This window comes from Micromonospora sp. NBC_01392, assembly GCF_045040125.1.
Classification (GTDB): Bacteria; Actinomycetota; Actinomycetes; order Mycobacteriales; family Micromonosporaceae; genus Micromonospora.
This window is the reverse complement of the sequence record NZ_CP109549.1, coordinates 2,842,800-2,865,984: the sequence shown is the minus strand read 5'-3', so window position 1 is coordinate 2,865,984 and position 23,185 is coordinate 2,842,800. Positions and strand designations below refer to the sequence as shown.

Genomic DNA, 23,185 nt, shown 5'->3' with positions numbered 1-23,185 from the left:
GAGGTGGAAGGTCGGGCGGAACCGAGGGAGTGAGCATGAACGGCAACCAGCGCACCGTGGACCCGTGGCGGGGCTTCCGGGACGGGCCGTGGCGCGAGACCATCGACGTCGCCGACTTCGTCCGCCGCAACCACGAGCCCTACCTCGGGGACGCGTCGTTCCTGACCGGACCGACCGAGCGGACGCTCGCGGTCTGGGACCGGCTGCGCGCCCTGTTCCCCGAGGAGCGACGGCGCGGCGTGTACGACATCGACGCGGCCACCCCGTCCACCATCACCGCGCACGCGCCCGGCTACGTGGACCGGGAGCGGGAGCTGATCGTCGGGCTCCAGACCGACGCGCCGCTGCGCCGGGCGATCATGCCGGCCGGCGGGCTGCGGATGGTGGAGACCGCGCTGAGGGCGTACGGGCGGGAACCCGACCCGCGGGTGCACGAGATCTTCACCCGGTACCGCCGCACGCACAACGACGCGGTCTTCGACGCGTACCCGGAGGCGGTGCTCGCCGCCCGGCGCTCGCACGTCGTCACCGGGCTGCCCGACGCGTACGGGCGGGGCCGGATCATCGGCGACTACCGCCGGGTGGCGCTGTACGGGGTGGACCGGCTGATCGAGGAACGCCGCGCCCACAAGGCGGCGCTGGACGCCCGGCGCAGCACCGACGACGTGATCCGGGACCGGGAGGAGCTGGCCGAGCAGATCCGGGCGCTCGGCGAGCTGAAGGAGATGGCCGCCGGGTACGGCTTCGACATCTCCCGACCCGCCGCCACCGGCCAGCAGGCGATCCAGTGGCTCTACTTCGCCTACCTGGCCGCCACGAAGGAGCAGAACGGCGCCGCCATGTCGCTCGGCCGCACCGCCGGCTTCGTCGACGTCTACCTGCGGCGGGACATCGCCGAGGGGCGGCTGGACGAGACCGGCGCGCAGGAGCTGGTCGACGACTTCGTGATCAAGCTGCGGATCATCCGCTTCCTCCGCACCCCCGAGTACGACCAGCTCTTCTCCGGCGACCCGACCTGGGTCACCGAGTCGCTCGGCGGGATGGGCGCGGACGGTCGGCCGCTGGTCAGCCGCACCACGTTCCGCTACCTCCAGACGCTCGACAACCTCGGTCCGGCGCCCGAGCCGAACCTGACCGTGCTCTGGTCGCCCCGGCTGCCGGACGGCTTCAAGCGGTTCTGCGCGCAGGTGTCGCTGGACACCAGCGCCATCCAGTACGAGAACGACGAGCTGATCCGTCCGGCGTACGACGACGACACCGCGATCGCCTGCTGCGTGTCGGCCATGCGGGTCGGCCGGGACATGCAGTTCTTCGGCGCCCGGGCGAACCTCGCCAAGGCGCTGCTGTACGCGATCAACGGCGGCCGGGACGAGCTGACCGGGGAGCAGGTCGCCCCGCCCACCCCGCCGGTCGGCGGCGAGACGCTCGACCACGACGAGGTGCTGGCCGCGTACGACCGGACGTTGGACTGGCTGGCGCAGACGTACGTGGACGCGCTGAACGTGATCCACCACCAGCACGACAGGTACGCGTACGAGCGGCTGGAGATGGCGCTGCACGACCACCCGGTGCGCCGCTTCATGGCCACCGGCGTCGCCGGCCTCTCGGTCGCCGTGGACAGCCTGTCGGCCATCCGGTACGGCCGGGTCAAGGTGCTGCGCGACGAGACCGGACTGGCCGTCGACTACGCGGTCGAGGGCGAGTTCCCGACCTACGGCAACGACGACGACCGGGCCGACGAGATCGCGGTGTGGCTGGTCGAGACGTTCGCGGCGAAGCTGCGCCGGCAGCGCGCCTACCGCGACGCCGAGCTGACCATGTCGGTGCTCACCATCACGTCCAACGTGGTCTACGGCAGGCACACCGGCAACACGCCGGACGGGCGGCGGGCCGGCGAGCCGTTCGCGCCGGGCGCGAACCCGATGAACGGCCGGGACACCCACGGCCTGGTCGCCGCCGCGCTGTCGGTGGCGAAGCTGCCGTACGACGCGGCCCGCGACGGCATCTCGCTGACCGGCACGGTCACCCCGGACGGCCTCGGGCACACCCGCGAGGAGCGGATCACCAACCTGGCCGGGGTGCTCGACGGGTACGCCGACGCCGGCGGGTTCCACCTCAACGTGAACGTGCTGGACCGCGCCACGCTGCTCGACGCGATGGCCCACCCGGAGCGGTACCCGCAGCTCACCGTCCGGGTCTCCGGGTACGCGGTGAACTTCGTCCGGCTCACGCCGGAGCAGCAGCGGGACGTGGTGTCCCGGACGTTCCACGGGTCGCTGTGACCGGCCGGCCGCCGGTGGCGCCGGGCGCGGCGCCACCGGTCCTCCACGGGGCGGTGCACTCCTGGGACACCTCGATCGGGGTGGACGGGCCGGGGACCCGCTTCGTGGTCTTCCTCGCCGGCTGCCCGCTGCGCTGCCGGTACTGCCACAGCCCGGACACCTGGTACGGGCGCAGCGGCCGGTGGCGCACGGTGGACGAGATGGTCGCCACCATCGCCCGGTACCGCCGGTTCGTCCAGGTGGCCGGCGGCGGCGTCACGGTCAGCGGCGGCGAGCCGCTGTTGCAGCCCCGCTTCACCGGGGAGCTGCTGCGCCGCTGCCACGCGCTCGGCCTGCACACCGCGCTGGACACGTCCGGCTTCCTCGGCGACCGGGCCGACGACGCGCTGCTGGACGCCACCGACCTGGTGCTGCTGGACGTCAAGGCCGGGCGCCCGGAGACGTATCGCCGGGTCACCGGCACCGGCCGGCTCGCGCCGACGCTGCGCTTCGCCCGGCGGCTGGCCGACCGGGGCACGCCGATGTGGATCCGGTACGTGCTGGTGCCGGGCCTGACCGACGCGGTCGACGAGGTGGCCCGGGTGGCGGAACTGGCCGCCGGGCTGACCGGTGTGGAACGCGTCGAGGTGCTGCCGTTCCACCGGCTCGGCGCGCACAAGTACGCCGAGCTGGGCCTCGCCTTCCCGCTCGCCGACACCGCGCCGCCGGACCCGGAGCTGCTGGCCCGGGTCCGCGGTCAGTTCGCCGCGCGCGGCCTCACCGTCACCTGACCTCCGGTGGCGCGGGGCCGCGCGACGGTCCCGGCCCGCACTACGATGGCGGCATGTCGACCGCACCTCGCGTCTCGCGTCTCCGGGGCCTGGTCGCGACCGGCGCGCAGGCCACCGGCGCCCAGGCGACCGGGGCGCGGGCCCTCGGCGGTACGGCCGTGGGCGCGCTGGCGGTGGGCGCGCTGGCGCTCGGCGCCGTGTCGGTGGGCGCGCTCGTGATCGGCCGGCTGGTGGTGCGCCGCGCGGTGGTCCGCGAGCTGCGCATCGGTCGACTCGAGGTGGATGAGCTGGTGATCCGGCGCGACTCCGCCGCCGGGTGAGTCAGCCCGCCGCGGCCGTCGGATAGCCGTACAGGTCGAGCAGGCGCACCCGGGACGCCTGGAGCCGGTCCACCACGACGCTCATGAACCGGGCGGTGAGCTGCCGGCCCAGCGTGTCGTCGGACCCCATCAGCCGGCGTACCCCCTCGGCGGAGAACTCCACCGCCGTGCTGCGCCGGGTGGCCACCGCGCCGAACTGCCAGCGGTAGGGCGGGAACAGCCAGGACCAGCCGAGCACCCCGCCCGCGCCGATCGTCTCGATCCCCACGTCGCCGCGACCGGGCACCGGGAAGTCCAGCGCCACCTGGCCGTCCCGGACCAGCCAGAACCGCTCGGCCGGCTGCCCGGCCCGGAACAGCCGGTGCCCCGGGTGCCAGGCCACCGGGCGGGCGTAGCCGGTGAGCGGCGGCAGCCACTCGTCCGGCAGCCCGGCCAGGAACGGGTGCACGCGGAGCATCTCCAGCGGGGTCATCGCGCCTCCACGATCGACAGGTGGGAGCCGGAACTCCATTGCACCCCACCGCGCCGCGATCCGGCAGGGCCGATGGTCCCGTGCGGCGCGGGCGGTCGCCTCTGCCCCGCCGCGACGGTCCGGTCCAGGCTGGAGGTGGACGAAGGAGGACGTGATGACCGACAGATCCGGCGCCCCCGTCGTGGTGGGCGTGGATGGTTCCCCGTCGGCGCTGGACGCGGTCCGGCTGGCCGCGCGGGAGGCGGCGTCGCGGCACCGGCCGTTGCGGGTGGTGCACGCGTTCCGGTGGCAGCCGGTCGGTACCGCGCTCGGCCCGGTCGCCGTCGTGCTCCCCGACGACGAGGTGCGGCAGGAGGCCGGGAAGCTGGTCGCCGAGGCGGTCGAGGAGGCTCGCAAGATCGACGCGGACCTCGCGGTGACCGGCACGGTGACCGACGGCGGCCCGGTCGCGGTGCTGCTGCGGGAGAGCCGCGACGCGGCACTGCTCGTGCTGGGCCACCGCGGTCTGGGCGGCTTCGCCGAGCTGCTGGTCGGCTCCGCGGCGGTGCAGCTCTCCGCCCGCGCCGACTGTCCGGTGCTGGTCAGCCGGGGCGAGGCCCGCGCCACCGGCCCGGTGGTGGTCGGCGTGGACGGCTCGCCGGTGTCGGACGAGGCGGTGGGCTTCGCCTTCGCCGAGGCGGCGCGGCGCGGCGCCGAGCTGGTCGTCGTGCACGCCTGGCTGTACCCGCCGCCGGTCGGCCTCCGCGAGGCGTACGGCGACGTCATGCCCCTGCGGTACGACCCGCGGCAGCTCCGCGCCGACGAGGAGCGGGTGCTCGCGGAGGCGGTGGCCGGCTGGTCCGAGCGCTACCCGGAGGTCACCGTGCGGCCGAGGCTGGTGGCCGCCGCGTCGCCGGCCGGGGTGCTGGTCGAGGAATCCGGCGCGGCGCAGCTCACCGTGGTCGGCGCGCACGGCCGGGGCAGCCTGGGCGGGCTGCTGCTCGGCTCGGTCAGCCACGCGGTGCTGCACCACTGCCGCAGCCCGCTGGCCGTGGTCCGGCACCCCCGGGGCTGACGTGGCCGCCCCGGCCGCGGGACAGCCAGGTCCGCCCGCCGCGAACGCGGCGGGCGGGCCCGCCTGACCGGGCCGGGCGTGGCGGCGCCCGCTCACGGGACGGCTGACGGCCACAATGGCCTGAGCCGACTGGAGGGATCATCCGATGAACCGACCCGTCGTGGCGGGGGTGGACGGGTCTCCGTCCAGCCTGACCGCCGCCGACCAGGCCGCCGTGGCCGCCGTCGCACGCGCCCGGCCGCTGCTGCTGGTGCACGGCTACCTGCACCCGCTCGGCTACGGCGTGCCGCTCAACCCGTACGACCTCGGGGTGCCCGCGCCCACCGAGGAGGCGGAGCGGATGCTCGAACGGGTCGCCGCCGAGCTGGCCGACCGGCACCCCGGGCTGCGGGTGGAGGTGCGCCAGGTCGCCGGCGGGCCCGGCGCGACGCTGGTCGAGGAGTCCCGCCGGGCGGAGCTGGTGGTGGTGGGCAGCCGGGGGGTGGGCGGCTTCGCCGGGCTGCTGCTCGGCTCGGTCGGAGCGCAGCTAGCCCAGCACGGGCACTGTCCGGTGCTGGTCGTGCGGCCGGCGGAGCAGCCGATCCCGGTCGGCGGTCCGGTGCTGGTCGGGGTGGACGGCTCCGAGTCCGCGGCGTACGCCGTCGAACTCGCCGCGGACGAGGCCGACCGCCGGGACGCGGAGCTGGTGCTGACCCACGTGCGCGCGCCGGAGCGCGGCGCGCCGGAGGTCGCGGCCGAGGCGACCACCGCGGAGCGGGCCGAGGCGGCCGAGCTGCTCGGCGCGGCTGCCGCTCGGATCCGGGTGGCGCACCCGGAACTGCGGGTGACCGAACGCCTTGTCGTCGCCGCCTCCCCGGAGACCGCGCTGCGGGACGCGAGCGCCGACGCGTCGCTGGTGGTGGTCGGGTCCCGGGGCCGGGGTGGCTTCACCGGGTTGCTGCTCGGCTCGGTCAGCCAGGCCCTGGTGCAGCACGCCCACTGCCCGGTGCTGATCGCCCACCGTCCGGAGCCGGCCGACGACTGACGCCGGCCGGCGGACGCCGGGCGGGCCCGATCAGGTCGGGTCGTGGCCGGCCAGCAGCGCGGCGAAGTCGGTGGTGAGGGCGAACGGGTCGGCCGGCCCGGACGCGGCCGGGCGGCGGTCCACCTGCTCGGCCAGCTCGGCCGCGGCACGCCGGATCCGGGCCCGCAACGCGCTGTCGCCGTCGTCGCCGGCCCAGTCCTCGGGCGCGGCGAAGACCGCCGTCGGCAGCACCACCGCCCGCAGGTAGGCGAACATCGGCCGGACCGCGTGCTCCAGCGCGAGCGAGTGCCGCGCGGTGCCGCCGGTCGCCCCGACCAGCACCGGCGTGCCGGCCAGCGCGTCCCGGTCCACCACGTCGAAGAAGGACTTGAACAACCCGTTGTAGGACGCGTTGAAGATCGGGGTGACGGCGATCAGCCCGTCCGCCGCCGCGACGGCGTCCAGCGTGCGGCGCAGGGCGGTGGGCGCGAAGCCGGTCAGCAGGTGGTTCACCACGTCGTGGGCGTGCTCGCGCAGGTCCACCGGGCGCAGCTCCACGTCGGCCCCCCGGCCGACCAGCTCGTCGCGGGCGGCCGCGGCGAGCTGGTCGGCGAGCAGGCGGGTGGACGAGGGCTGACCGAGACCGGCCGAGACGACCGCGAGGGTACGCCGGGTCATCGCGCCTCCTCCGGGCTCGTCGCGGCGTCCCGGGCGGCCAGCAGGGCGGCGTGGGTGGGCGCCTCCGGCACGTGCACCGGACGCATCGAGTCGAACTCCTTGCGCAGCACCGGGACCACCTCCTCGCCCAGCAGGTCGAGCTGCTCCAGCACCGTCTTCAGCGGCAGGCCGGCGTGGTCCATCAGGAAGAGCTGCCGCTGGTAGTCGCCGACGTACTCGCGGAAGCCCAGCGTGCGGTCGATGACCTGCTGCGGGCTGCCGACGGTCAGCGGCGTCTCCCGGGTGAACTCCTCCAGCGACGGGCCGTGCCCGTAGACCGGTGCGTTGTCGAAGTACGGCCGGAACTCGCGCACCGCGTCCTGCGAGTTGCGGCGCATGAAGACCTGCCCGCCGAGGCCGACGATCGCCTGGTCCGGCGAGCCGTGGCCGTAGTGCGCGAACCGCTCCCGGTAGAGGCCGACCATCCGCTCGGTGTGCTCCTTGGGCCAGAAGATGTGGTTGGCGAAGAAGCCGTCGCCGTAGTACGCGGCCTGCTCGGCGATCTCCGGGCTGCGGATCGAGCCGTGCCAGACGAACGGCGGTACGCCGTCGAGCGGACGCGGGGTCGAGGTGAACGACTGGAGCGGGGTGCGGAACCGGCCCTTCCAGTCGACCACGTCCTCGCGCCACAGCCGGTGCAGCAGGTCGTAGTTCTCGATCGCGAGGGGGATGCCGTTGCGGATGTCCTGCCCGAACCACGGGTAGACCGGGCCGGTGTTGCCGCGACCCATCATCAGGTCCACCCGGCCGTCGGCCAGGTGCTGGAGCATCGCGTAGTCCTCGGCGATCTTGACCGGGTCGTTTGTGGTGATCAACGTGGTCGAGGTGGACAGGATCAGCCGCTCGGTGCGGGCCGCGATCCAGCCGAGCATGGTGGTCGGCGACGACGGCACGAACGGCGGGTTGTGGTGCTCACCGGTGGCGAAGACGTCCAGACCGACCTCTTCGGCCTTGAGCGCGATGGTGGTCATGGCCTTGATCCGGTCATGCTCGGACGGCAGCCGCCCGGTGGTCGGGTCGACGGTGACGTCACCGACGGTGAAGATTCCGAACTGCATGACCAGCTCCTCGGGGTGAGATCCGGACCGGCCGGCCCGGCATCGTCCCGCACAACCTATTTGACGCGTCAACTATTCCGGCGCGCGGCCGCTCCGGCGTGGCCGGGGTCACGTACCGACCGGCTACGCCCTGGAGGAGATCGATGGCCCGCACGTTCACCGCCGCCGTGCACCAGGAGGACGACTGGTACGTCGCCCGGTGCCTGGAGATCGAGGTCGCCAGCCAGGGCGAGACCGTCGACGAGGCACTGACCAACCTTCGTGAAGCCGTCGAGGCGTATCTGGAGGAGGTCGAGAACCCGGAGATCGAAACCACGCCGCTGGTGACGTCCTTCCAGGCCGGACGAGCGGCGTGAGCCCAGCCCTGGCCGACCTGCCGCTGCGCAAGGTGCTCACCGGGTTGAGCAAGGCCGGTTTCGAGCATGTCCGCGCCAAAGGCAGCCACGCGGTTTACCGCGATGCGAACGGCCTGGTCGTGGTGGTGCCCCAGCATCCCACGATCAAGCGCGGCGGCAGGCGAACCTGACCCCGTCGGAGTTCCTCGATCTGCTGCGCTGAACCGGCGCAGCTCGACCGGGTCCACGTCCGGTTCGGCGACTACCCTTGCCGGCCATGACGTACCCCTGGCTCGAAGCGCCGGCCGCGGACGTCGCGGCGACCGCGCGGACCCTGCTCGGCTGGACCGTGTCGGCGAACGGCGTCCGTGTGCGGCTGACCGAGGTGGAGGCGTACGCCGGCACCGGTGAGGATCCCGCGTCGCACGCCCACCGGGGGCCGACCCCGCGCAACCGGGTCATGTTCGGCCCGGCCGGACACGTGTACGTGTACTTCGTGTTCGGCATGCACTGGTGCGCCAACATCGTCTGCGGTCGCGACGGCGAGGCGGCGGCGGTGCTGCTGCGCGCCGGCGAGGTGGTCGACGGCGTTGCGAAAGCCCGGGAGCGCCGCCCCCGCGCCTCGGACCGGGACCTGGCCCGGGGCCCGGCCCGGCTGGTGACCGCGCTGGGCCTCGGTCGGGACGCCAACGGCACCAGCGCGGTCGACGGCACCGGGCCGCTGCTGCTGGCCCCGCCGGAGAGCCCGGTCGACCCGGCGCGGATCGTCGCCGGCCCCCGGGTCGGCGTGGCCGCCGCACACGACCTGCCGTGGCGGTTCTGGCTGGCCGACGAGCCGAGCGTGAGCGTCTACCGCCGGCACATCCCACGCCGCCGCCACCCGGCGACCCCGTAGCAGCACCCCACCCACCCCGTCTCACCGGTGGGGCGGTTTTCGCAACCCGTGGCGCTCCGGGCGCGTCTGAACCGGGAGGGCATGGTGTTGCGCACGAATGACTTTCAACGAGGTGTTGACAACAAGCCATTCTTGGGTGTGGGATGGACGACATGGTCACCGTGGACAACGACCCGTTCACCGCCCCGGATGCTGCCCAGGCCCGGGCCCACCGCAACTACGCGGCGCTGCTGCGGATCGCCGAACGGCACGCCGGCACGAACGCCCGCCGCCGGCGCTACTCCCACCCCGACGTGCCCGACGCCTACGAGGCGGCCACGCTGGTGATGGCGCTGGCCGGCGGCGCGGAGCTGGACGCGGGCGAGGAGCCGGTCGACCAGGCCGACCTGATGGCCGCGCTGACCCTGATCCCGCACGTGCGCGCCGAGGTGGACGTGTTGGAGGCCGGGCTGTTGCAGGTGGCCCGCGGCCGGGGCATGACCTGGCAGGCGATCGCGTTCGGGCTGGGGCTGGGCAGCGCCCAGGCGGCCCGGCAGCGCTACGAGCGGCTCACCGTCCGCACCGGCACCGGCGACTGATTCCGCCCGCTGTCACAGCTTCGGGCGAGACTGTGCCGGACGACGACGGCACGGGAGGACGCGATGACGCGCGAGGAGATGCTGGCCTACTGCCTGGCCAAGCCGGGAGCCTGGCTCGACCGGCCGTGGGAGGCCGACGAGGTGGTGAAGGTGGGCAGCCGGATCTTCGCGTTCCTCGGCTCGCCCGACGGTGCGGCCCGGCTCGGGGTGAGGTGCGGGCCGTCCCGGGAGGTGGCCGACGAGTGGCTGCACCGGTTCCCGGCCGACGCCCGGCCCTCGCCCTACATCGGCCGGTCCGGGTGGAACACGTTACGGCTGGACGGCGGCATCCCCGACGACGAGCTGATCGAGGCGGCCGACGGGTCGTACGACGCGGTGGTGGCCAAGCTGCCGAAGCGGGAGCGGCCGACGGCCTGAGCCCCGCGCGGTGGCCGGCCCACCACGCGGGGCGTCCGGGTCAGCGGGGCACGACCTGCTCGGCCGCCCAGTCGCGCCAGCCGGCCAGCTTGTCGGCGGCGGTGGCGAGCTGGTCGGCGACCGGCCCGGGGCCGGTGGAGCCGGGGGTGGTGCGGGCGGCGAGCGCCGAACGCACCGAGAGCACGTCACGCACCGAGGGGTCCAGGTGCTCGCTCACCGCGGTCAGGTCGGCGTCGGAGACCTCGTCCAGCGCGCAGTCCCGGGCCGCGCAGAGCGCCACCAGCCTCCCGGTGATCTCGTGCGCGTCGCGGAACGGCACGTGCCGGCGGACCAGCCAGTCGGCGACCTCGGTGGCCAGCGAGAAACCCGACGGCGCGGTGGCCACGAGCCGGTCCACCCGGACCGTCATCGTGGAGATCATCCCGGCCAGCGCGGGCAGCAGCAGCTCCAGCGTGTCGACCGCGTCGAACGCCGGCTCCTTGTCCTCCTGCATGTCCCGGTCGTAGGTCATCGGCAGGCCCTTGAGCATGGTGAGCACGCTCATCAGGCCGCCGACCAGCCGGCCGGACTTGCCCCGGGCCAGCTCGGCGATGTCCGCGTTCTTCTTCTGCGGCATGATCGACGAACCGGTGGCGAACGAGTCGTCCAGCTCGACCCAGCCGAACTCCTGCGACGTCCAGAGCACCACCTCCTCGCCGAGGCGGGACAGGTGCACGCCGACCATCGCGGTGACGAAGAGGAACTCGGCCACGAAGTCCCGGTCCCCGACCGCGTCCATCGAGTTGGCGAACGAGGTGCGGAAACCCAGCTCCTTGGCGACCGCCATCGGGTCCAGCGGCAGCCCGGAGCCGGCCAGCGCGCCGGCGCCGAGCGGGCTGACCGCGGCCCGCTCGTCCCAGTCGCGCAGCCGGTCCAGGTCCCGCAGCAGCGGCTGCACGTGGGCGAGCAGCCAGTGCCCGAACGTCACCGGCTGGGCGTGCTGGAGATGCGTCATGCCGGGAGCGGCGGTGTCCACGTGCCGCTCCGCCTGCTCGAGGAGCGCCTCGGCCAGCTCGACCAGCCGGGCGGCCACCCCGCGGGCGTGGTCGCGCAGATAGAGCCGAAGGTCGGTGGCGACCTGGTCGTTGCGGGAGCGGCCGGCGCGCAGCTTGCCGCCGAGGCTGCCCAGCCGCTCCAGCAGGCCGCGCTCCAGGGCGGTGTGCACATCCTCGTCGTCCACAGTGGGGCGGAACGCCCCGGAGGCGCAGGCCGCCTCCAGGTCGTCCAGCGCGGCCAGCATCCGCCCCAACTCGTCCGGGTCGAGCAGCCCGGCGCCCGCGAGGACCCGGGCGTGCGCCCGGGAACCGGCGATGTCGTACGGGGCGAGGCGCCAGTCGAACTGGACGCTCACCGACAGCCGCGCGAGCGCCTCGGCGGGACCGCCGGCGAACCGGCCTCCCCAGAGGCTCGTCCGGTTGGCGGCGGCACTGTTCTCGGTCAGGCTCTTGTCGTCCACCCCTCCCATTCTGGTGGTCACGACCGCGCCCCGTCCCACCGGGCGTCCCGTGCGGCGGCCATCGCGCTGGGCAGCCCCCAGAGCCGCACGAAGCCCGTCGCGAGCGACTGGTCGAACGTGTCGCCGGTGTCGTAGGTGGCCAGGCCGAAGTCGTAGAGGCCGACCTCGGAACGCCGGCCGGTCACCACCGCCCGGCCGCCGTGCAACGTCAGCCGCACCTCGCCGCTGACGTGCCGCTGGGTCTCCTCGACGAACGCGTCCAGCGCCCGCTTGAGCGGGGAGAACCAGAGTCCGTCGTAGACCAGCTCGCCCCAGCGTTGGTCGACACCGCGCTTGAACCGGGCCAGGTCCCGTTCGACGGTGACCGCCTCCAGCTCCTGGTGCGCGGTGATCAGGGCGATCGCGCCGGGCGCCTCGTACACCTCACGGCTCTTGATGCCGACCAGCCGGTCCTCGACCATGTCGAGCCGCCCCACGCCCTGCGCCCCCGCGCGGCGGTTCAGCTCCAGGATCGCCTGGTACGGGGTGACCGTCTCGCCGTCGAGGGCGACCGGGACGCCGGCGTCGAACGTGATCACCACCTCGTCGGCGTCGCGTTCCTCGGCCGGGTCGGCGGTGTACGCGTACAGGTCCTCGACCGGCGCGTGCCAGATGTCCTCCAGGAAGCCGGTCTCCACGGCCCGGCCCCACAGGTTCTGGTCGATCGAGTACGGGGACCGGGCCGTGACGTCGATCGGCAGCCCCTTCTCCTCGGCGAACGCGATCGCCTTGTCCCGGGTCCAGGCGTAGTCCCGGGCCGGCGCGACGACCTTCAGGTCGGGCGCGAGCGCCTGCAGGCCGACCTCGAACCGGACCTGGTCGTTGCCCTTGCCGGTGCAGCCGTGCGACACGATCGTGCCGCCGTGCCGGCGCGCGGCGGCCACCAGGTGCCTGACGATCAGCGGCCGGGACAGCGCGGAGACCAGCGGGTAGCGGTCCATGTAGAGCGCGTTGGCCCGCACGGCCGGCAGGCAGTGGTCGGCGGCGAACTCGTCGCGCGCGTCGATCACCTCGGACTCGGCGGCGCCGCAGTCCAGCGCGCGCTGCCGGATGACGTCCATGTCCTCGCCGCCCTGGCCGACGTCGACCGCGACCGCGATCACCTCGGCGCCGGTCTGCTCGGCCAGGTACGGGATGGCGACGGAGGTGTCGAGACCCCCGGAGTACGCCAGGACGACCCGCTCGGTCATGGTGTGGTGTTCCCTTCCACGGTCTCGTCCCGGCGGGCCCACGCGGCGAGCCGGTCGCCCAGCGCGGCGCCGCCGTCGGCCTCGCGGGCCACCACGAGGATGGTGTCGTCGCCGGCGATGGTGCCGACGATCTCGGACAGGCCGGCCCGGTCCAACGCGCTGGCCAGGTAGTGCGCGGCGCCCGGCGGGGTGCGCAGCACGGCGATGTTGCCGCTGGCGTCGACGCCGTTGAGCAGCTCGCGCAGCAGCCGCACCAGCCGGGCGGGTGCCCCCTCGGCGTCGCGCAGCGGCCGGTGGCCGTCCTCGGGGATCAGGTAGACCCCCCGCCCGTCGCCGCCGCGCGCGGTCACCGCGCCCAACTCCTTCAGGTCACGGGAGAGCGTGGCCTGGGTGACCTGGATGCCGTCGCCGGCGAGCAGGTCGGCCAGCTCGGTCTGCGAGTGGACGGCGCCGTCGCGGATCAGCTCGACGATGCGGGCGTGGCGGGCGGCGCGGGTCAGCGGGGCGGTCATGTGGATGCCTCCAGGAGAAAGGTCAGCAGCGCCTTCTGGGCGTGCAGGCGATTCTCCGCCTGGTCGAACACCGCGCTGCGCGGCCCGTCGAGCACCTCGTCGGTGATCTCCTCGCCCCGGTGGGCGGGCAGACAGTGCAGCACGATCACGTCCGCCGCGGCGTGGTCGAGCAGGGCGTCGCTCACCTGGTACGGCCGGAACGGGGTGACCCGGTCCTGCCCGTCGGCCTCCTGCCCCATCGACGTCCAGGTGTCGGTGGCGACCACGTGCGCCCCGCGTACCGCCTCGACCGGGTCGGTGTGCACCTCGACCGAGCCGCCGGTGCTGGCGGCGATCTTCTCCGCCCGGGCCACGATCTCCGGGTCCGGCTGGAACCCGGCCGGGCCGGCGACCCGGACGTGCATCCCGGCGGTCGCGCCGGCCAGCAGGTACGAGTGGGCCATGTTGTTCGCCGCGTCACCGACGTACGCCAGGACCCGCCCGGCGGTGGCGCCGAACCGCTCCCGCACGGTGAGCAGATCGGCCAGCAACTGGCAGGGGTGGAACGTGTCGGTGAGCGCGTTGACCACCGGCACGGCGGCGTGCGCCGCGACCTCGGCGATCCGGTCGTCGCCGTGGGTACGCAGCACGATCGCGGCGACGTAGCGGGACAGCACCCGGCCGGCGTCGCCGAGCGTCTCGCCCCGGCCGAAGTGGGTGACCTGGGTGTCCACCACGAGGGGATGACCGCCCAGCTCGGCGATGCCGACGTCGAACGAGATCCGGGTGCGCAGGCTCTGCTTGTCGAACAGCACCGCCACCGATCGAGGGCCGGCCAGCGGCCGGTGGGTGTAACGGTCGATCTTCATCCGGGCGGCGAGGTCCAGCACGGCGGCCTGCTCGGCCGGCGTGAGGTCGTCGTCGCGCAGGAAGTGCCGGATCATGCGGGGGCCTCCGTGCGGCTTACGGGAGTGGGCGCGGAGACGGTTGCCGCCTCGGCGGGGACGGTCGCGGTCGCCTCGGCGGGGCGGGCCGCCTCACCGGGGAGGGTCGCGGTCGCCCCGGCGGGCACGGTCGTGTCCGCGGGGGCGGCGTCGAGCGCGGCGGGGAGCGCGGCGAGGAACGCGTCGGCCTGCGCGGCGGTGAGGATCAGCGGCGGGGCGAGCCGGAGCACGCCCGGCTGCACCGGGTTGACCAGGAAACCGGCCTCCCGCAGCGCGGTCGACACCGCGCCGGCCACCGGCCGGTCGAGCACGACGCCGAGCAGCAGGCCGGTGCCGCGCACCTCGCGTACCAGCGGGTGCCCGAGCGCCTCGACGCCGCGCCGCAGCCGCGCACCGATGCGCGTGACGTGGTCGAGCAGCCCCTCGTTGGCGATCGTGGCGATCACCGCGAGCGCGGCGGCGCAACTGACCGGGTTGCCGCCGAACGTGGTGCCGTGCGAGCCGGGGGTGAGCAGGTCGGCGGCCGGGCCGAAGGCCAGGCAGGCGCCGAGCGGCAGGCCGCCGCCGAGCCCCTTGGCCAGCGTGACCACGTCCGGCTCGACGCCCTCGGCCTGGTGGGCGAACCAGTGCCCGGTGCGGCCGACGCCGGTCTGCACCTCGTCGAGCACCAGCAGCGTGCCGTGTGCGGCGGTGATCCGCCGGGCCGCGGTGAGGTAGCCGGGCGGCGGCACGACCACGCCGTTCTCGCCCTGGATCGGCTCGACGATCACCATGGCGGTGGCGTCGGTGACCGCCTCGGCGAGCGCGTCGACGTCGCCGTACGGCACGTGGGTGACGTCGCCGGGCAGCGGGCGGAACGGGTCGGCCTTGGCCGGCTGGCCGGTGAGCGCCAGCGCGCCCATGGTCCGGCCGTGGAAACCGCCCTGGGTGGCCACCACGTGCCGTCGCCCGGTGAGCCGGGAGAGCTTGAACGCGGCCTCGTTGGCCTCCGCGCCGGAGTTCGCGAGGAAGACCCGGCCGGGTCGGCCGGCCAGCGCCAGCAGCAGCTCGGCGAGCGCGACCGGCGGCTCGGCGACGAACAGGTTCGACACGTGGCCGAGCGTGGCGACCTGCTTCGACACGGCGGCCACCACCGCCGGGTGGGCGTGGCCGAGCGCGTTGACCGCGATGCCGCCGAGCAGGTCGACGTACTCCCGGCCGGTCTCGTCGACCACGACGGCGCCGGCGCCCGAGACGAGCGCCAGCGGCGGCGTGCCGTAGTTGTCCATCATGGTCGCGCCCCAGCGACGCACCAGCGTGCTCATGAATCGACCGTGCCTTCCCTGTTCGCGACTGCGGGGCTCGCAAGCTCGCTCCTCGCGCTCACGACCATCGTTCCGAACCCTTCCGAGGTGAAGACCTCCAGCAGCGTGGAGTGGGCGACCCGGCCGTCGACGACGTGCGCGGCGGGCACTCCCCCGCGCACCGCCCGCAGGCAGGCCTCCATCTTCGGCACCATGCCCGACTCCAGGGACGGCAGCAGCGTCGCCAAATCGTCCGCGGTGATCTCGCTGACCAGGCTCGTCGTGTCCGGCCAGTCCGCGTAGAGGCCGGCGACGTCGGTGAGGACGACCAGCTTGCGCGCCTGCAGCGCGACCGCGAGCGCGGCGGCGGCGGTGTCCGCGTTGAGGTTGTGCAGCACCCCGTCGACGTCCGGCGCGACCGTGGAGATGACCGGGATCCGCCCGGCCGCGATCAGGTCGGTGACCGCGGAGACGTCCACCGACGCCACGTCGCCGACCTGCCCGACGTCGACCGGTTGCCCGTCCACGTACGCCGGTCGGCGCACCGCGGTGAGCAGCCCGCCGTCCTCGCCGGAGAGCCCGACCGCGAACGGGCCGTGCGCGTTGACCAGCCCGACCAGTTCCCGGCCGACCTGCCCGACGAGCACCATCCGCACCACGTCCATGGCGTCCGGGGTGGTGACCCGCAGGCCGCCCCGGAACTCGCTGGCGATGCCGAGCCGGTCGAGCATGGCGGAGATCTGCGGGCCGCCGCCGTGCACCACGACCGGCTTGAGGCCGGCGTACCGGAGGAAGACCATGTCCGCGGCGAACGCCCGCCGCAGCTCGGGATCGGTCATCGCGTTGCCGCCGTACTTGACCACCACGGTGGCGCCGGCGAACCGGGCCAGCCAGGGCAGCGCCTCGATCAGCGTGGCGGCCTTGGCCTGGGCGCGGGTGAGGTTGTCACTCATCATGTGGAGTACGCCGAGTTCTCGTGCACGTACCCGTGCGACAGGTCGTTGGTCCAGATGGTCGCGGCGGCGTCGCCGACGTGCAGGTCGATGCGGATGGCGACGTCGCGGCCGGCGAGGTCCACCTTGGCCCGGTCCTCGGCGGCGGCTCCGCTCCGGCACACCCAGACGCCGTTGACCGCCACGTCGACCTCGTCCGGTTCGAACGCGGCGGCGGTGGTCCCGACCGCGGCGAGGATCCGGCCCCAGTTCGGGTCGTTGCCGAACAGCGCGGTCTTGACCAGGTTGTTGCGGGCCACCGCGCGCCCCACCTCGACCGCGTCGTCCTCGCTCGCCGCGCCGACCACCTCGATCGCGACCTGCTTGGTGGCGCCCTCGGCGTCGGCGATCAACTGCCGGGCCAGGTCGTGACAGGCGGCGGTCACCGCGTCGGTCAACTCGGCGAGGGTGGGCTCGATGCCGGAGGCGCCGCTGGCCAGCAGCAGCACGGTGTCGTTGGTGGACATGCAGCCGTCGGAGTCGACCCGGTCGAAGGTGACCCGGGTGGCGACCCGTAGCGCGGCGTCCAGCACGTCCGGCCCGGCCACCGCGTCGGTGGTGAGCACGCAGAGCATGGTGGCCATGGCCGGGGCCAGCATGCCGGCGCCCTTGGCCATCCCGCCGACGGTCCAGCCGCTGCCGGGGACCACCGTGGTCTTCGGCCGGGTGTCGGTGGTCATGATCGCCTCGGCGGCCGGCCGGCCGCCGTCGCGGGACAGGGCGCGCACCGCGTTCCGGACGCCGGGCAGCAGCTTCGGCATCGGCAGCCGCTCGCCGATCAGGCCGGTGGAGCAGACCGCGACCTCGCCGGCCCCGACGATCAGCCGGGCGCTGCTGCCGGTGAGCACGGCGGCGGTGTGCTCGGCGGTGGCGTGGGTGTCCTGGAAGCCGGCCGGGCCGGTGCAGGCGTTCGCGCCGCCGGAGTTGAGCACCACCGCCCGGACCACGCCGCCGTGCACGACCCGCTGGGTCCAGAGCACCGGGGCGGCCTTCACCCGGTTGGCGGTGAAGACCCCGGCGACGCCGGCGTCCGGTCCGTCGTTGACGACGAGGGCGACGTCGGCGCCGGACGTCTTGAGGCCGGCGGCGACACCGGCGGCGCGGAAGCCGCGGGGGGTGGTGACGGTCATGGGGACACTCCGTAGGCGGACAGGCCGGTGGTCTCGGGGAGCCCGGCCATCAGGTTGGCGTTCTGCACGGCCTGACCGGCCGCGCCCTTGCCCAGGTTGTCGATGGCGCTGACCACGACGACCCGTCCCGAGTCGGTGTCCACCGTCGCCTGGAGGTGACAGGAGTTCCCGCCGGCGGTGGCGGCGGTGTGCGGCCACGCCCCCTCGGGCAGCAGGCGCACGAAGGGCGCGTCGGCGTAGGCGTCGGCCAGCACCGCGCGGGGGTCGGCGTCGCCGGCCGGCACCGCGGTGACGGTGGCCAGGATGCCCCGGGGCATCGGGGCCAGCACCGGCGTGAACGACAGCGAGGTCGCGCCGGTGGCCTGCTTGATCTCCGGCACGTGCTGGTGGGCGCCCACCTTGTAGGGGGAGAGGTCGCCCATCACCTCGCTGCCGAGCAGGTGGGCCTTGGCGGCCCGGCCGGCGCCGGAGGTGCCGGAGGCGGCGACCACCACCACGTCGTCGGGGCGTACCGCGCCGGCGGCGATCAGCGGGGCCAGCGCCAGCGTGGTGGCCACCGCGTAGCAGCCGGTGCTGGCCACCCGCCGGGCGGCCGCGATCTCGGCCCGCTGGCCGGGCAGTTCCGGCAGCCCGTAGGTCCAGGCTCCGGCGTGCGCGCCGCCGTAGTAGCGGGTCCAGGCGTCGGCGTCGCGCAGCCGGTGGTCGGCGCCGAGGTCGACCACCATGACCGCGTCGGGCAGCGCCGCGGCGAGCGCCGCCGACTGGCCGTGCGGCAACGCCAGGAAGACCAGGTCCGCGTCGGCCAGGGTTTCCGCCTCGGTCGCCCCGAACACCAGGTCCAGGCCGGTGAGCTGCGGGTGTACGGCGGCGACGGGCTGGCCGGCCTGGCGGTGCGCGGTGGCGGCGACCAGCTCGAACTCGGGGTGGCCGGCGAGCAGGCGCAGCAGTTCGCCGCCCGCGTATCCACTCGCGCCGGCCACCGCTACTCGAATGCCCATACCAACCTCCGCATGACTATGCAGAAAGGTTAGCAGTCGGTCCAGGTGCCTGCAAGGTCATGCAGTGTGACGCATGAAGCTGCATCGGCGTGCTTCGCATTGACAGTCGCCCATTCCGCGCCGATGCTGAGAGAGCGCTCTCACGGATCCGTTCCGCCGTGCCGCGCGACCACCGCACCGCGCCCCCACCACCCTCGGAGTCGTCCTTGCCCACCCGTACGAAAATCCTGCGCGCCCTGCTCGCGCTCCTGGTCACCACCGCCGGCTCGGTCGTCGCGGCCGCCTCGCTGGCCCGGGCCACCGGCCCGAACCTGCTGCCCCTCACCGTCACCAACCACACCGGCCGGGCCGACGCCACCTGGCTCTACGTGCTCGGCACCGACCTCACCACCGGCCGGCTCGGACACGTCGACGCCGCCGGCGCGTTCACCCCCTGGCCGGCCGGCGGCCTGCCGCCCACCCCCGCCCCCGACGTGGCCATCCCCGGCCCGGCCAACGGCGGCGCCACCACGCTCAAGGTCCCCCGCAACATCTCCGGCCGGGTCTACTTCGCGTTCGGCGCGAAACTGACGTTCCGCCTCACCCCGGACGGCCTGGTCCAGCCCGCGCCCTGGGCCCCCGGCGACCCCAACCGGGACGTCCTGTTCGACTGGTCCGAGTTCACCTACAACGACGCCGGGCTCTGGCTGAACAGCTCACAGGTCGACATGTTCGCCATCCCGCACGTGGTCGGCGTGACCGGCGCCGACGGCGCGTCCCGGGAGACCGGCCGGCTCGTCGACGACGGCCGGAACCGGGTCATCGACGCGATCCGCGCCCAGGCCGGCTGGGACGGCACGGTGCAGACCAGGGCCGACGGCACCGTGCTGCGGGTGCTCTCCCCCGGCAAGGCCGCCGACGCCGGCCAGCTCGACGCCGGCTACCTCGACCCGTACATCGCCTCGGCCTGGCAGGCGTACGCCACCCGGGCGCTGACCGTGACGCCCTTCCTCGACCAGCCCGGGATCAGGTACACCGGGCGCACCAGCGGCGACGTCATGACCTTCACCGACGGCTCGGGCCAGCGGGTCGCCAGCTTCACCAGGCCCACCAGCTCCGACGTGTGGGACTGCGACGGCGCGCTCGCCGCCCCGAACGACCTCGTGGTCGGCCCGATCGCCCGGACGCTCTGCGCCGCGCTGCACCGCTCCACCCTGGGCGTCCGCGACGTGCAGCCCTCCGGCGGCCCGGCCGACTTCTACCGGGGCGCGCTCACCAACCACTACTCCCGGATCGTGCACGCCAACATGGTCGACGGGAAGGCGTACGGCTTCGCCTTCGACGACGTGCTCAACCAGGAGTCGCTGGTGCACGACGGCGACCCGCGCGCCGCGCGCATCGACCTGAGCCCGTTCGGCCCCGGCGGCGGGCCGAGCCCGAGCCCGACACCGACCGACCCGCAGCCCTCGACGAGCCCGACCGGTCCGCAACCCTCCACCAGCCCGACCGGTCCGCAACCCTCCACCAGCCCGACCGGTCCGCAACCCTCGACGAGCCCGACCGGGACGCCCGGGCCCGGGTGCGCCCAGCCCGAGGGGCGTCTCGCCCAGCCCGCCCGGCTGGTGCGCTCCGACGGCTCGCTCACCGCCGTCGCCGGGCAGACCGACGCGGTACGGCTGGCGTCGGCCGGTGGCAACCACGACGGCGTTCCCACCGCCGCGCTGGTGCTCACCGCCTGCGGGATCGACGCCCGCTACCAGGGCGGCAACACCGACTTCGACCTGTTCGTCGACGCCGGGACCGCGGTCGGCAACGGCGTGCAGGTGCGGATCTCGTACGACCTGACCGGCGACGGCGACACCGACTGGGTGCAGACGTACCACTACTTCGCCACCGACCCGGTGCCCGGTTGGGAGCACTACCGCCCGACCCAGGGCGTGCGCACCACCTCGGGCACGCCCGGCGACCTGGTGCGGGGCAGCGTACGCGTCGAGGTCTGGAACGCCATCGGGGCGGCCTCGACCACCCTCGGGACCGGCGACCTCTCCCGGATCGTGCTGCCGTACGCGGGCTGAGCCACGGTGGTGCGTGTGTGGAGAGGGGCCCCCGCCTCTACCGTAGGCGTTAAGCGGGGGCCCCTCCTTACACCTCAGGCGCCGCGGAGGGTGGCGCCGAAGCGCTGCGCGGCGAGCGCCACCGCGGCGTCCCGGGCGGCCACCGCCTCCTCGCCGGCGAGGGTCCGGTCCGGGGCGCGGAACGTCAGCTTGTACGCCAACGACTTCCGCCCGGCGCCGAGCTGCGCCGAGGCGTAGACGTCGAAGAGCCGGACGTCCTCCAGCAGCGCGCCGGCACCCTCGACGAGCGCCGCCCGGACCTCGGCCGCCGGCACCGCCTCGTCCACCACCAGCGCCACGTCGATCAGCGCCGGTGGGAACGTGGAGATGGCCGGCCCGGCCACCAGCGGCGCGGCGGGCAGCGCGTCCAGGTCCAGCTCCATGGCGCTGGTGCGCCGGGGCAGTTCCAGCGCCGTCACCACGGCCGGGTGCAGCTCGCCGGCGTGCCCGACCACGGTGTCGTCGACGAGCAGCTCGGCGCAGCGGCCCGGGTGCCAGGGGGCGTACTCACCGGCCCGCACGGTCACCCGGTCGGCCGGGATGCCGGCGGCGGCGAGCACCGCCCGGCCGGCCTCGACGGCGTCCGCCCAGCTTGCCGCGCGACCCGCGCCCCACCAGCCGGCCGGCTCGATCTCGCCGCAGAGCGCCACCGCGACGTGTCGCGGCTGCGCCGGCACCACCGCGTCGGCGGCGGCGAACTCCTCGTCGGTGGGCCGCCGGTCCACGCCCATGGCGGGCGGGGCGCCGACGCCCGGACGGGGACGGAAGACCGCGCCGATCTCGTAGATCGCCACGTCCCGCTGTCCCCGGCCGACGTTGCGCCGGACGATGCCGAGCAGCGGGCCGAGCAGCGTGGTGCGCAGCAGCGGCTCCTCCTCGGACAGCGGGTTGGCCACCCGCACCGCGGGGCGGCGCGGGTCGTCGGCCGGCAGGCCGAGCTGGTCGGCCAGCTCCGGGGCGACGAACGGCTGCGCCAGCACCTCGACCCAGCCGCGCTCGGCGAGCGAGCGGGCCACCGCGCGGCGACGCTGCTGCGCCGGGGTGAGGCCCCGGCCGGGCCGCGCGGTGGGCAGCACCGACGGCACCCGGTCGTACCCGTCGAGGCGAACCACCTCCTCCACCAGGTCGGCCGGGTCGGTCAGGTCGGGCCGCCAGCTCGGCGGCGTCACGGTCAGCACCTCGGCGGCCCCGCCGGTGGCCACCCCGACCGTGCCCGGGTCCTCGCCGAGCCGGTCGGCGCCGCGGCTGACCGCGCAGCCGACCTGCTCCAGCAGCTCCACCACCCGGTCCGCCGGGTACGACACACCCACCCGGCGGGTCGGCAGGTCCACCGGCAGCGTCACCGGCGACGGCGGGCGGACGTGGTCGAGGTCGAGCACCTCCGCACCGGGCGTGCCGCCGGCCAGGTCGGTGAGCAACCGGACCGCCTTCTCCAGCGCGACGAGCGGCAGCGTCGGGTCGACGCCCCGCTCCCAGCGCTTCGCGGCCTCGCTGAACAGCTTGTGCCGCCGGGCGGTGCGGCCCACCATCGCCGGGTCCCAGTGCGCGGCCTCGAACAGCACGTTCGTGGTGGAGGCGAGCACCTCGCTGGTCTCGCCGCCCATCACCGCGGCCAGCGAGATCGGGACACCGGCGTCCTCGCCCGCGAGGGCGTTGGGCAGCCCAGCGTCGCAGATCACCATGTCCTCGGCGACCAGGCTGCGGCTCACCCCGTCCAGCGTGGTCAGCTTCTCCCCCGGCTCGGCCCGGCGCACCACGAGCGGCCCGGCGATCCGGTCCGCGTCGAACGCGTGCATCGGCTGGCCGAGTTCGAGCATCAGGTAGTTGGTGATGTCGACCGGCAGCGAGATGCTGCGCACGCCGGCCGCGGTCAGCCGCTGCCGCATCCAGCCGGGCGTCTCCACGGTCGGGTCGACGCCGCGCACCATCCGGGCCGCGAACCGGTCGCAGCCGACCGGGTCACGAACCTCCACCGGGTACGCCGGCTCGGCGGTCCCGCCCGTCGCCGGCGCGTCGGCCGGGTCACGGAACGGCACGCCGAGCGCGTGCGACAGCTCCCGGGCGATGCCGCGGACGCTGAGCGCGTACCCGCGGTCCGGGGTGATCTCCATCTCGACCACCACGTCGTCCAGGCCGACGACCGGGCGCGCGTCGTCGCCGGGCTGGGCCTTGACGTCCGCGGGCAGCACGATGATGCCGGAGTGGTCGTCGCCCAGGCCCAGCTCCCGCGCCGAGCAGATCATCCCGTGGGAGTTGCGCCCGTACGTCTTGCGCGCGCCGATGGCGAAGTTGCCCGGCAGCACGCCGCCCGGCAGGATCACCACGACCTTGTCGCCGGGGGCGAAGTTGCGCGCCCCGCAGACGATCTCCTGCGGCTCGCCGGTGCCGTTCGCGCCGCCGACGTCCACCCGGCAGAAGCGGATCGGCTTCTTGAAACCGGTCAGCTCCTCGATCTGGAGGACCTCGCCCACGACCAGCGGGCCGGTGACGGTCGCCCGCAGGTCCACGATCGACTCGACCTCGATGCCGAGGTCGACGAGCGCCTGCTCCAGGTCACCGGCGGGCAGGTCGGCGGGGAGATCGACGTACTCCCGCAGCCAACTGACTGAAACTCGCATGACTGTTTAAC

23 protein-coding genes are annotated in these 23,185 nt (G+C 74.5%); 11 read left to right on the top strand and 12 right to left on the bottom strand.

Translation table 11 applies throughout. The annotated features are described in order from the left end of the window. The first annotated feature begins 35 nt into the window (after positions 1-35). Genes pflB through OG767_RS13175 form a run of 3 tightly spaced genes read left to right on the top strand, consistent with a single transcriptional unit; the run spans position 36 to position 3,372 of the window. Positions 36-2,282, top strand: coding sequence for a formate C-acetyltransferase (pflB, locus tag OG767_RS13185; protein WP_405093659.1), 2,247 nt, complete (start codon positions 36-38; stop codon positions 2,280-2,282). Next, positions 2,279-3,052, top strand: coding sequence for a pyruvate formate-lyase-activating protein (gene pflA, locus OG767_RS13180; RefSeq protein WP_405093658.1), 774 nt, complete (start codon positions 2,279-2,281; stop codon positions 3,050-3,052). Before pflB ends, pflA begins: the two co-directional genes overlap by 4 nt. A gap of 53 nt (positions 3,053-3,105) precedes the next feature. Next, positions 3,106-3,372 (top strand): hypothetical protein, encoded by a 267-nt coding sequence (locus OG767_RS13175; protein WP_405093657.1) that lies wholly within the window; start codon positions 3,106-3,108, stop codon positions 3,370-3,372. Position 3,373: 1 nt separating this feature from the next. Here the strand turns inward: OG767_RS13175 and OG767_RS13170 are convergent, their stop codons facing one another. After that, complete coding sequence (locus OG767_RS13170) at positions 3,374-3,844, bottom strand: cyclic nucleotide-binding domain-containing protein (RefSeq protein WP_107160149.1); 471 nt, start codon at positions 3,842-3,844, stop codon at positions 3,374-3,376. A 154-nt stretch (positions 3,845-3,998) separates the two neighbouring features. Between OG767_RS13170 and OG767_RS13165 the strand changes: the two genes are divergently transcribed. Both OG767_RS13165 and OG767_RS13160 read left to right on the top strand, forming a co-directional pair. Further along, on the top strand, positions 3,999-4,898 hold the full coding sequence (locus OG767_RS13165; RefSeq protein ID WP_405093656.1) for a universal stress protein: 900 nt from the start codon (positions 3,999-4,001) through the stop codon (positions 4,896-4,898). A 145-nt stretch (positions 4,899-5,043) separates the two neighbouring features. After that, positions 5,044-5,922 (top strand): universal stress protein, encoded by an 879-nt coding sequence (locus OG767_RS13160; protein ID WP_405093655.1) that lies wholly within the window; start codon positions 5,044-5,046, stop codon positions 5,920-5,922. A 30-nt stretch (positions 5,923-5,952) separates the two neighbouring features. Here the strand turns inward: OG767_RS13160 and OG767_RS13155 are convergent, their stop codons facing one another. After that, positions 5,953-6,579, bottom strand: coding sequence for a CE1759 family FMN reductase (locus OG767_RS13155; RefSeq protein ID WP_405093654.1), 627 nt, complete (start codon positions 6,577-6,579; stop codon positions 5,953-5,955). After that, positions 6,576-7,676, bottom strand: a complete 1,101-nt coding sequence (locus OG767_RS13150) for an LLM class flavin-dependent oxidoreductase (RefSeq protein WP_405093653.1) — start codon at positions 7,674-7,676, stop codon at positions 6,576-6,578. Before OG767_RS13150 ends, OG767_RS13155 begins: the two co-directional genes overlap by 4 nt. A gap of 143 nt (positions 7,677-7,819) precedes the next feature. Here OG767_RS13150 and OG767_RS13145 point away from each other — a divergent pair, with 143 nt between their 5' ends. The 5 genes from OG767_RS13145 to OG767_RS13125 all read left to right on the top strand — a co-directional run bounded on the left by OG767_RS13145 (position 7,820) and on the right by OG767_RS13125 (position 9,901). Continuing rightward, positions 7,820-8,032, top strand: coding sequence for a type II toxin-antitoxin system HicB family antitoxin (locus tag OG767_RS13145; protein ID WP_405093652.1), 213 nt, complete (start codon positions 7,820-7,822; stop codon positions 8,030-8,032). Continuing rightward, complete coding sequence (locus OG767_RS13140; protein ID WP_405093651.1) at positions 8,029-8,202, top strand: type II toxin-antitoxin system HicA family toxin; 174 nt, start codon at positions 8,029-8,031, stop codon at positions 8,200-8,202. Before OG767_RS13145 ends, OG767_RS13140 begins: the two co-directional genes overlap by 4 nt. An 86-nt stretch (positions 8,203-8,288) precedes the next feature. Then, positions 8,289-8,906, top strand: coding sequence for a DNA-3-methyladenine glycosylase (locus OG767_RS13135; RefSeq protein ID WP_405093650.1), 618 nt, complete (start codon positions 8,289-8,291; stop codon positions 8,904-8,906). Between the two features lie 143 nt (positions 8,907-9,049). After that, entirely contained in the window at positions 9,050-9,484 is a 435-nt protein-coding gene (locus tag OG767_RS13130) for a DNA-binding protein (protein WP_405093649.1), read from the top strand. A gap of 63 nt (positions 9,485-9,547) precedes the next feature. Next, positions 9,548-9,901, top strand: a complete 354-nt coding sequence (locus OG767_RS13125) for an MmcQ/YjbR family DNA-binding protein (RefSeq protein WP_405093648.1) — start codon at positions 9,548-9,550, stop codon at positions 9,899-9,901. A 40-nt stretch (positions 9,902-9,941) separates the two neighbouring features. Here OG767_RS13125 and argH read toward each other — a convergent pair whose 3' ends face one another. From argH to argC, 8 genes are read right to left on the bottom strand one after another with little or no spacing between them, the layout of a single operon-like run. Continuing rightward, positions 9,942-11,405 carry an argininosuccinate lyase gene (argH, locus tag OG767_RS13120; RefSeq protein ID WP_405094208.1) on the bottom strand — a complete coding sequence of 488 codons (1,464 nt, stop codon included), beginning with the start codon at positions 11,403-11,405 and terminating at the stop codon, positions 9,942-9,944. A gap of 8 nt (positions 11,406-11,413) precedes the next feature. Beyond that, positions 11,414-12,625 (bottom strand): argininosuccinate synthase, encoded by a 1,212-nt coding sequence (locus tag OG767_RS13115; protein ID WP_405093647.1) that lies wholly within the window; start codon positions 12,623-12,625, stop codon positions 11,414-11,416. Next, the gene (locus tag OG767_RS13110) at positions 12,622-13,137 is read right to left on the bottom strand and encodes an arginine repressor (protein WP_281939801.1); all 516 of its coding nucleotides are present in this window, start codon (positions 13,135-13,137) and stop codon (positions 12,622-12,624) included. The genes OG767_RS13115 and OG767_RS13110 overlap by 4 nt, the downstream gene beginning before the upstream one ends. After that, on the bottom strand, positions 13,134-14,060 hold the full coding sequence (argF, locus tag OG767_RS13105) for an ornithine carbamoyltransferase (RefSeq protein WP_405093646.1): 927 nt from the start codon (positions 14,058-14,060) through the stop codon (positions 13,134-13,136). The genes OG767_RS13110 and argF overlap by 4 nt, the downstream gene beginning before the upstream one ends. Further along, a complete protein-coding gene (locus OG767_RS13100; RefSeq protein ID WP_405093645.1) occupies positions 14,057-15,364 on the bottom strand; it encodes an acetylornithine transaminase in 1,308 nt (435 codons plus the stop codon). The genes argF and OG767_RS13100 overlap by 4 nt, the downstream gene beginning before the upstream one ends. After that, a complete protein-coding gene (gene argB, locus OG767_RS13095) occupies positions 15,361-16,299 on the bottom strand; it encodes an acetylglutamate kinase (RefSeq protein WP_405093644.1) in 939 nt (312 codons plus the stop codon). Before argB ends, OG767_RS13100 begins: the two co-directional genes overlap by 4 nt. Beyond that, positions 16,296-17,465 carry a bifunctional glutamate N-acetyltransferase/amino-acid acetyltransferase ArgJ gene (gene argJ, locus OG767_RS13090; RefSeq protein WP_405093643.1) on the bottom strand — a complete coding sequence of 390 codons (1,170 nt, stop codon included), beginning with the start codon at positions 17,463-17,465 and terminating at the stop codon, positions 16,296-16,298. The genes argB and argJ overlap by 4 nt, the downstream gene beginning before the upstream one ends. After that, positions 17,462-18,463 carry an N-acetyl-gamma-glutamyl-phosphate reductase gene (gene argC / locus OG767_RS13085; RefSeq protein WP_405093642.1) on the bottom strand — a complete coding sequence of 334 codons (1,002 nt, stop codon included), beginning with the start codon at positions 18,461-18,463 and terminating at the stop codon, positions 17,462-17,464. The genes argJ and argC overlap by 4 nt, the downstream gene beginning before the upstream one ends. A 206-nt stretch (positions 18,464-18,669) precedes the next feature. On the opposite strand from argC, the gene OG767_RS13080 reads away from it, so the two are divergent. Continuing rightward, positions 18,670-20,517: a beta-1,3-glucanase family protein gene (locus tag OG767_RS13080; protein WP_405093641.1), complete on the top strand. Its 1,848-nt coding sequence runs from the start codon at positions 18,670-18,672 to the stop codon at positions 20,515-20,517. Positions 20,518-20,591: 74 nt separating this feature from the next. On the opposite strand, the gene pheT is transcribed toward OG767_RS13080, so the two are convergent. Continuing rightward, complete coding sequence (pheT, locus tag OG767_RS13075; RefSeq protein ID WP_405093640.1) at positions 20,592-23,174, bottom strand: phenylalanine--tRNA ligase subunit beta; 2,583 nt, start codon at positions 23,172-23,174, stop codon at positions 20,592-20,594. Positions 23,175-23,185 lie beyond the last annotated feature (11 nt).

Coding starts and splice junctions, on each gene's coding strand:
- OG767_RS13115 (WP_405093647.1), bottom strand. CDS start 12,625: ATGACCGAGCGGGTCGTCCTGGCGTACTCCGGGGGTCTCGACACCTCC.
- argH (WP_405094208.1), bottom strand. CDS start 11,405: ATGGGAGGGGTGGACGACAAGAGCCTGACCGAGAACAGTGCCGCCGCC.
- OG767_RS13145 (WP_405093652.1), top strand. CDS start 7,820: ATGGCCCGCACGTTCACCGCCGCCGTGCACCAGGAGGACGACTGGTAC.
- argF (WP_405093646.1), bottom strand. CDS start 14,060: ATGATCCGGCACTTCCTGCGCGACGACGACCTCACGCCGGCCGAGCAG.
- pflB (WP_405093659.1), top strand. CDS start 36: ATGAACGGCAACCAGCGCACCGTGGACCCGTGGCGGGGCTTCCGGGAC.
- OG767_RS13160 (WP_405093655.1), top strand. CDS start 5,044: ATGAACCGACCCGTCGTGGCGGGGGTGGACGGGTCTCCGTCCAGCCTG.
- pheT (WP_405093640.1), bottom strand. CDS start 23,174: ATGCGAGTTTCAGTCAGTTGGCTGCGGGAGTACGTCGATCTCCCCGCC.
- OG767_RS13165 (WP_405093656.1), top strand. CDS start 3,999: ATGACCGACAGATCCGGCGCCCCCGTCGTGGTGGGCGTGGATGGTTCC.
- argB (WP_405093644.1), bottom strand. CDS start 16,299: ATGATGAGTGACAACCTCACCCGCGCCCAGGCCAAGGCCGCCACGCTG.
- OG767_RS13155 (WP_405093654.1), bottom strand. CDS start 6,579: ATGACCCGGCGTACCCTCGCGGTCGTCTCGGCCGGTCTCGGTCAGCCC.
- OG767_RS13100 (WP_405093645.1), bottom strand. CDS start 15,364: ATGAGCACGCTGGTGCGTCGCTGGGGCGCGACCATGATGGACAACTAC.
- OG767_RS13170 (WP_107160149.1), bottom strand. CDS start 3,844: ATGACCCCGCTGGAGATGCTCCGCGTGCACCCGTTCCTGGCCGGGCTG.
- OG767_RS13130 (WP_405093649.1), top strand. CDS start 9,050: ATGGACGACATGGTCACCGTGGACAACGACCCGTTCACCGCCCCGGAT.
- argC (WP_405093642.1), bottom strand. CDS start 18,463: ATGGGCATTCGAGTAGCGGTGGCCGGCGCGAGTGGATACGCGGGCGGC.
- OG767_RS13175 (WP_405093657.1), top strand. CDS start 3,106: ATGTCGACCGCACCTCGCGTCTCGCGTCTCCGGGGCCTGGTCGCGACC.
- OG767_RS13135 (WP_405093650.1), top strand. CDS start 8,289: ATGACGTACCCCTGGCTCGAAGCGCCGGCCGCGGACGTCGCGGCGACC.
- OG767_RS13150 (WP_405093653.1), bottom strand. CDS start 7,676: ATGCAGTTCGGAATCTTCACCGTCGGTGACGTCACCGTCGACCCGACC.
- OG767_RS13125 (WP_405093648.1), top strand. CDS start 9,548: ATGACGCGCGAGGAGATGCTGGCCTACTGCCTGGCCAAGCCGGGAGCC.
- argJ (WP_405093643.1), bottom strand. CDS start 17,465: ATGACCGTCACCACCCCCCGCGGCTTCCGCGCCGCCGGTGTCGCCGCC.
- OG767_RS13110 (WP_281939801.1), bottom strand. CDS start 13,137: ATGACCGCCCCGCTGACCCGCGCCGCCCGCCACGCCCGCATCGTCGAG.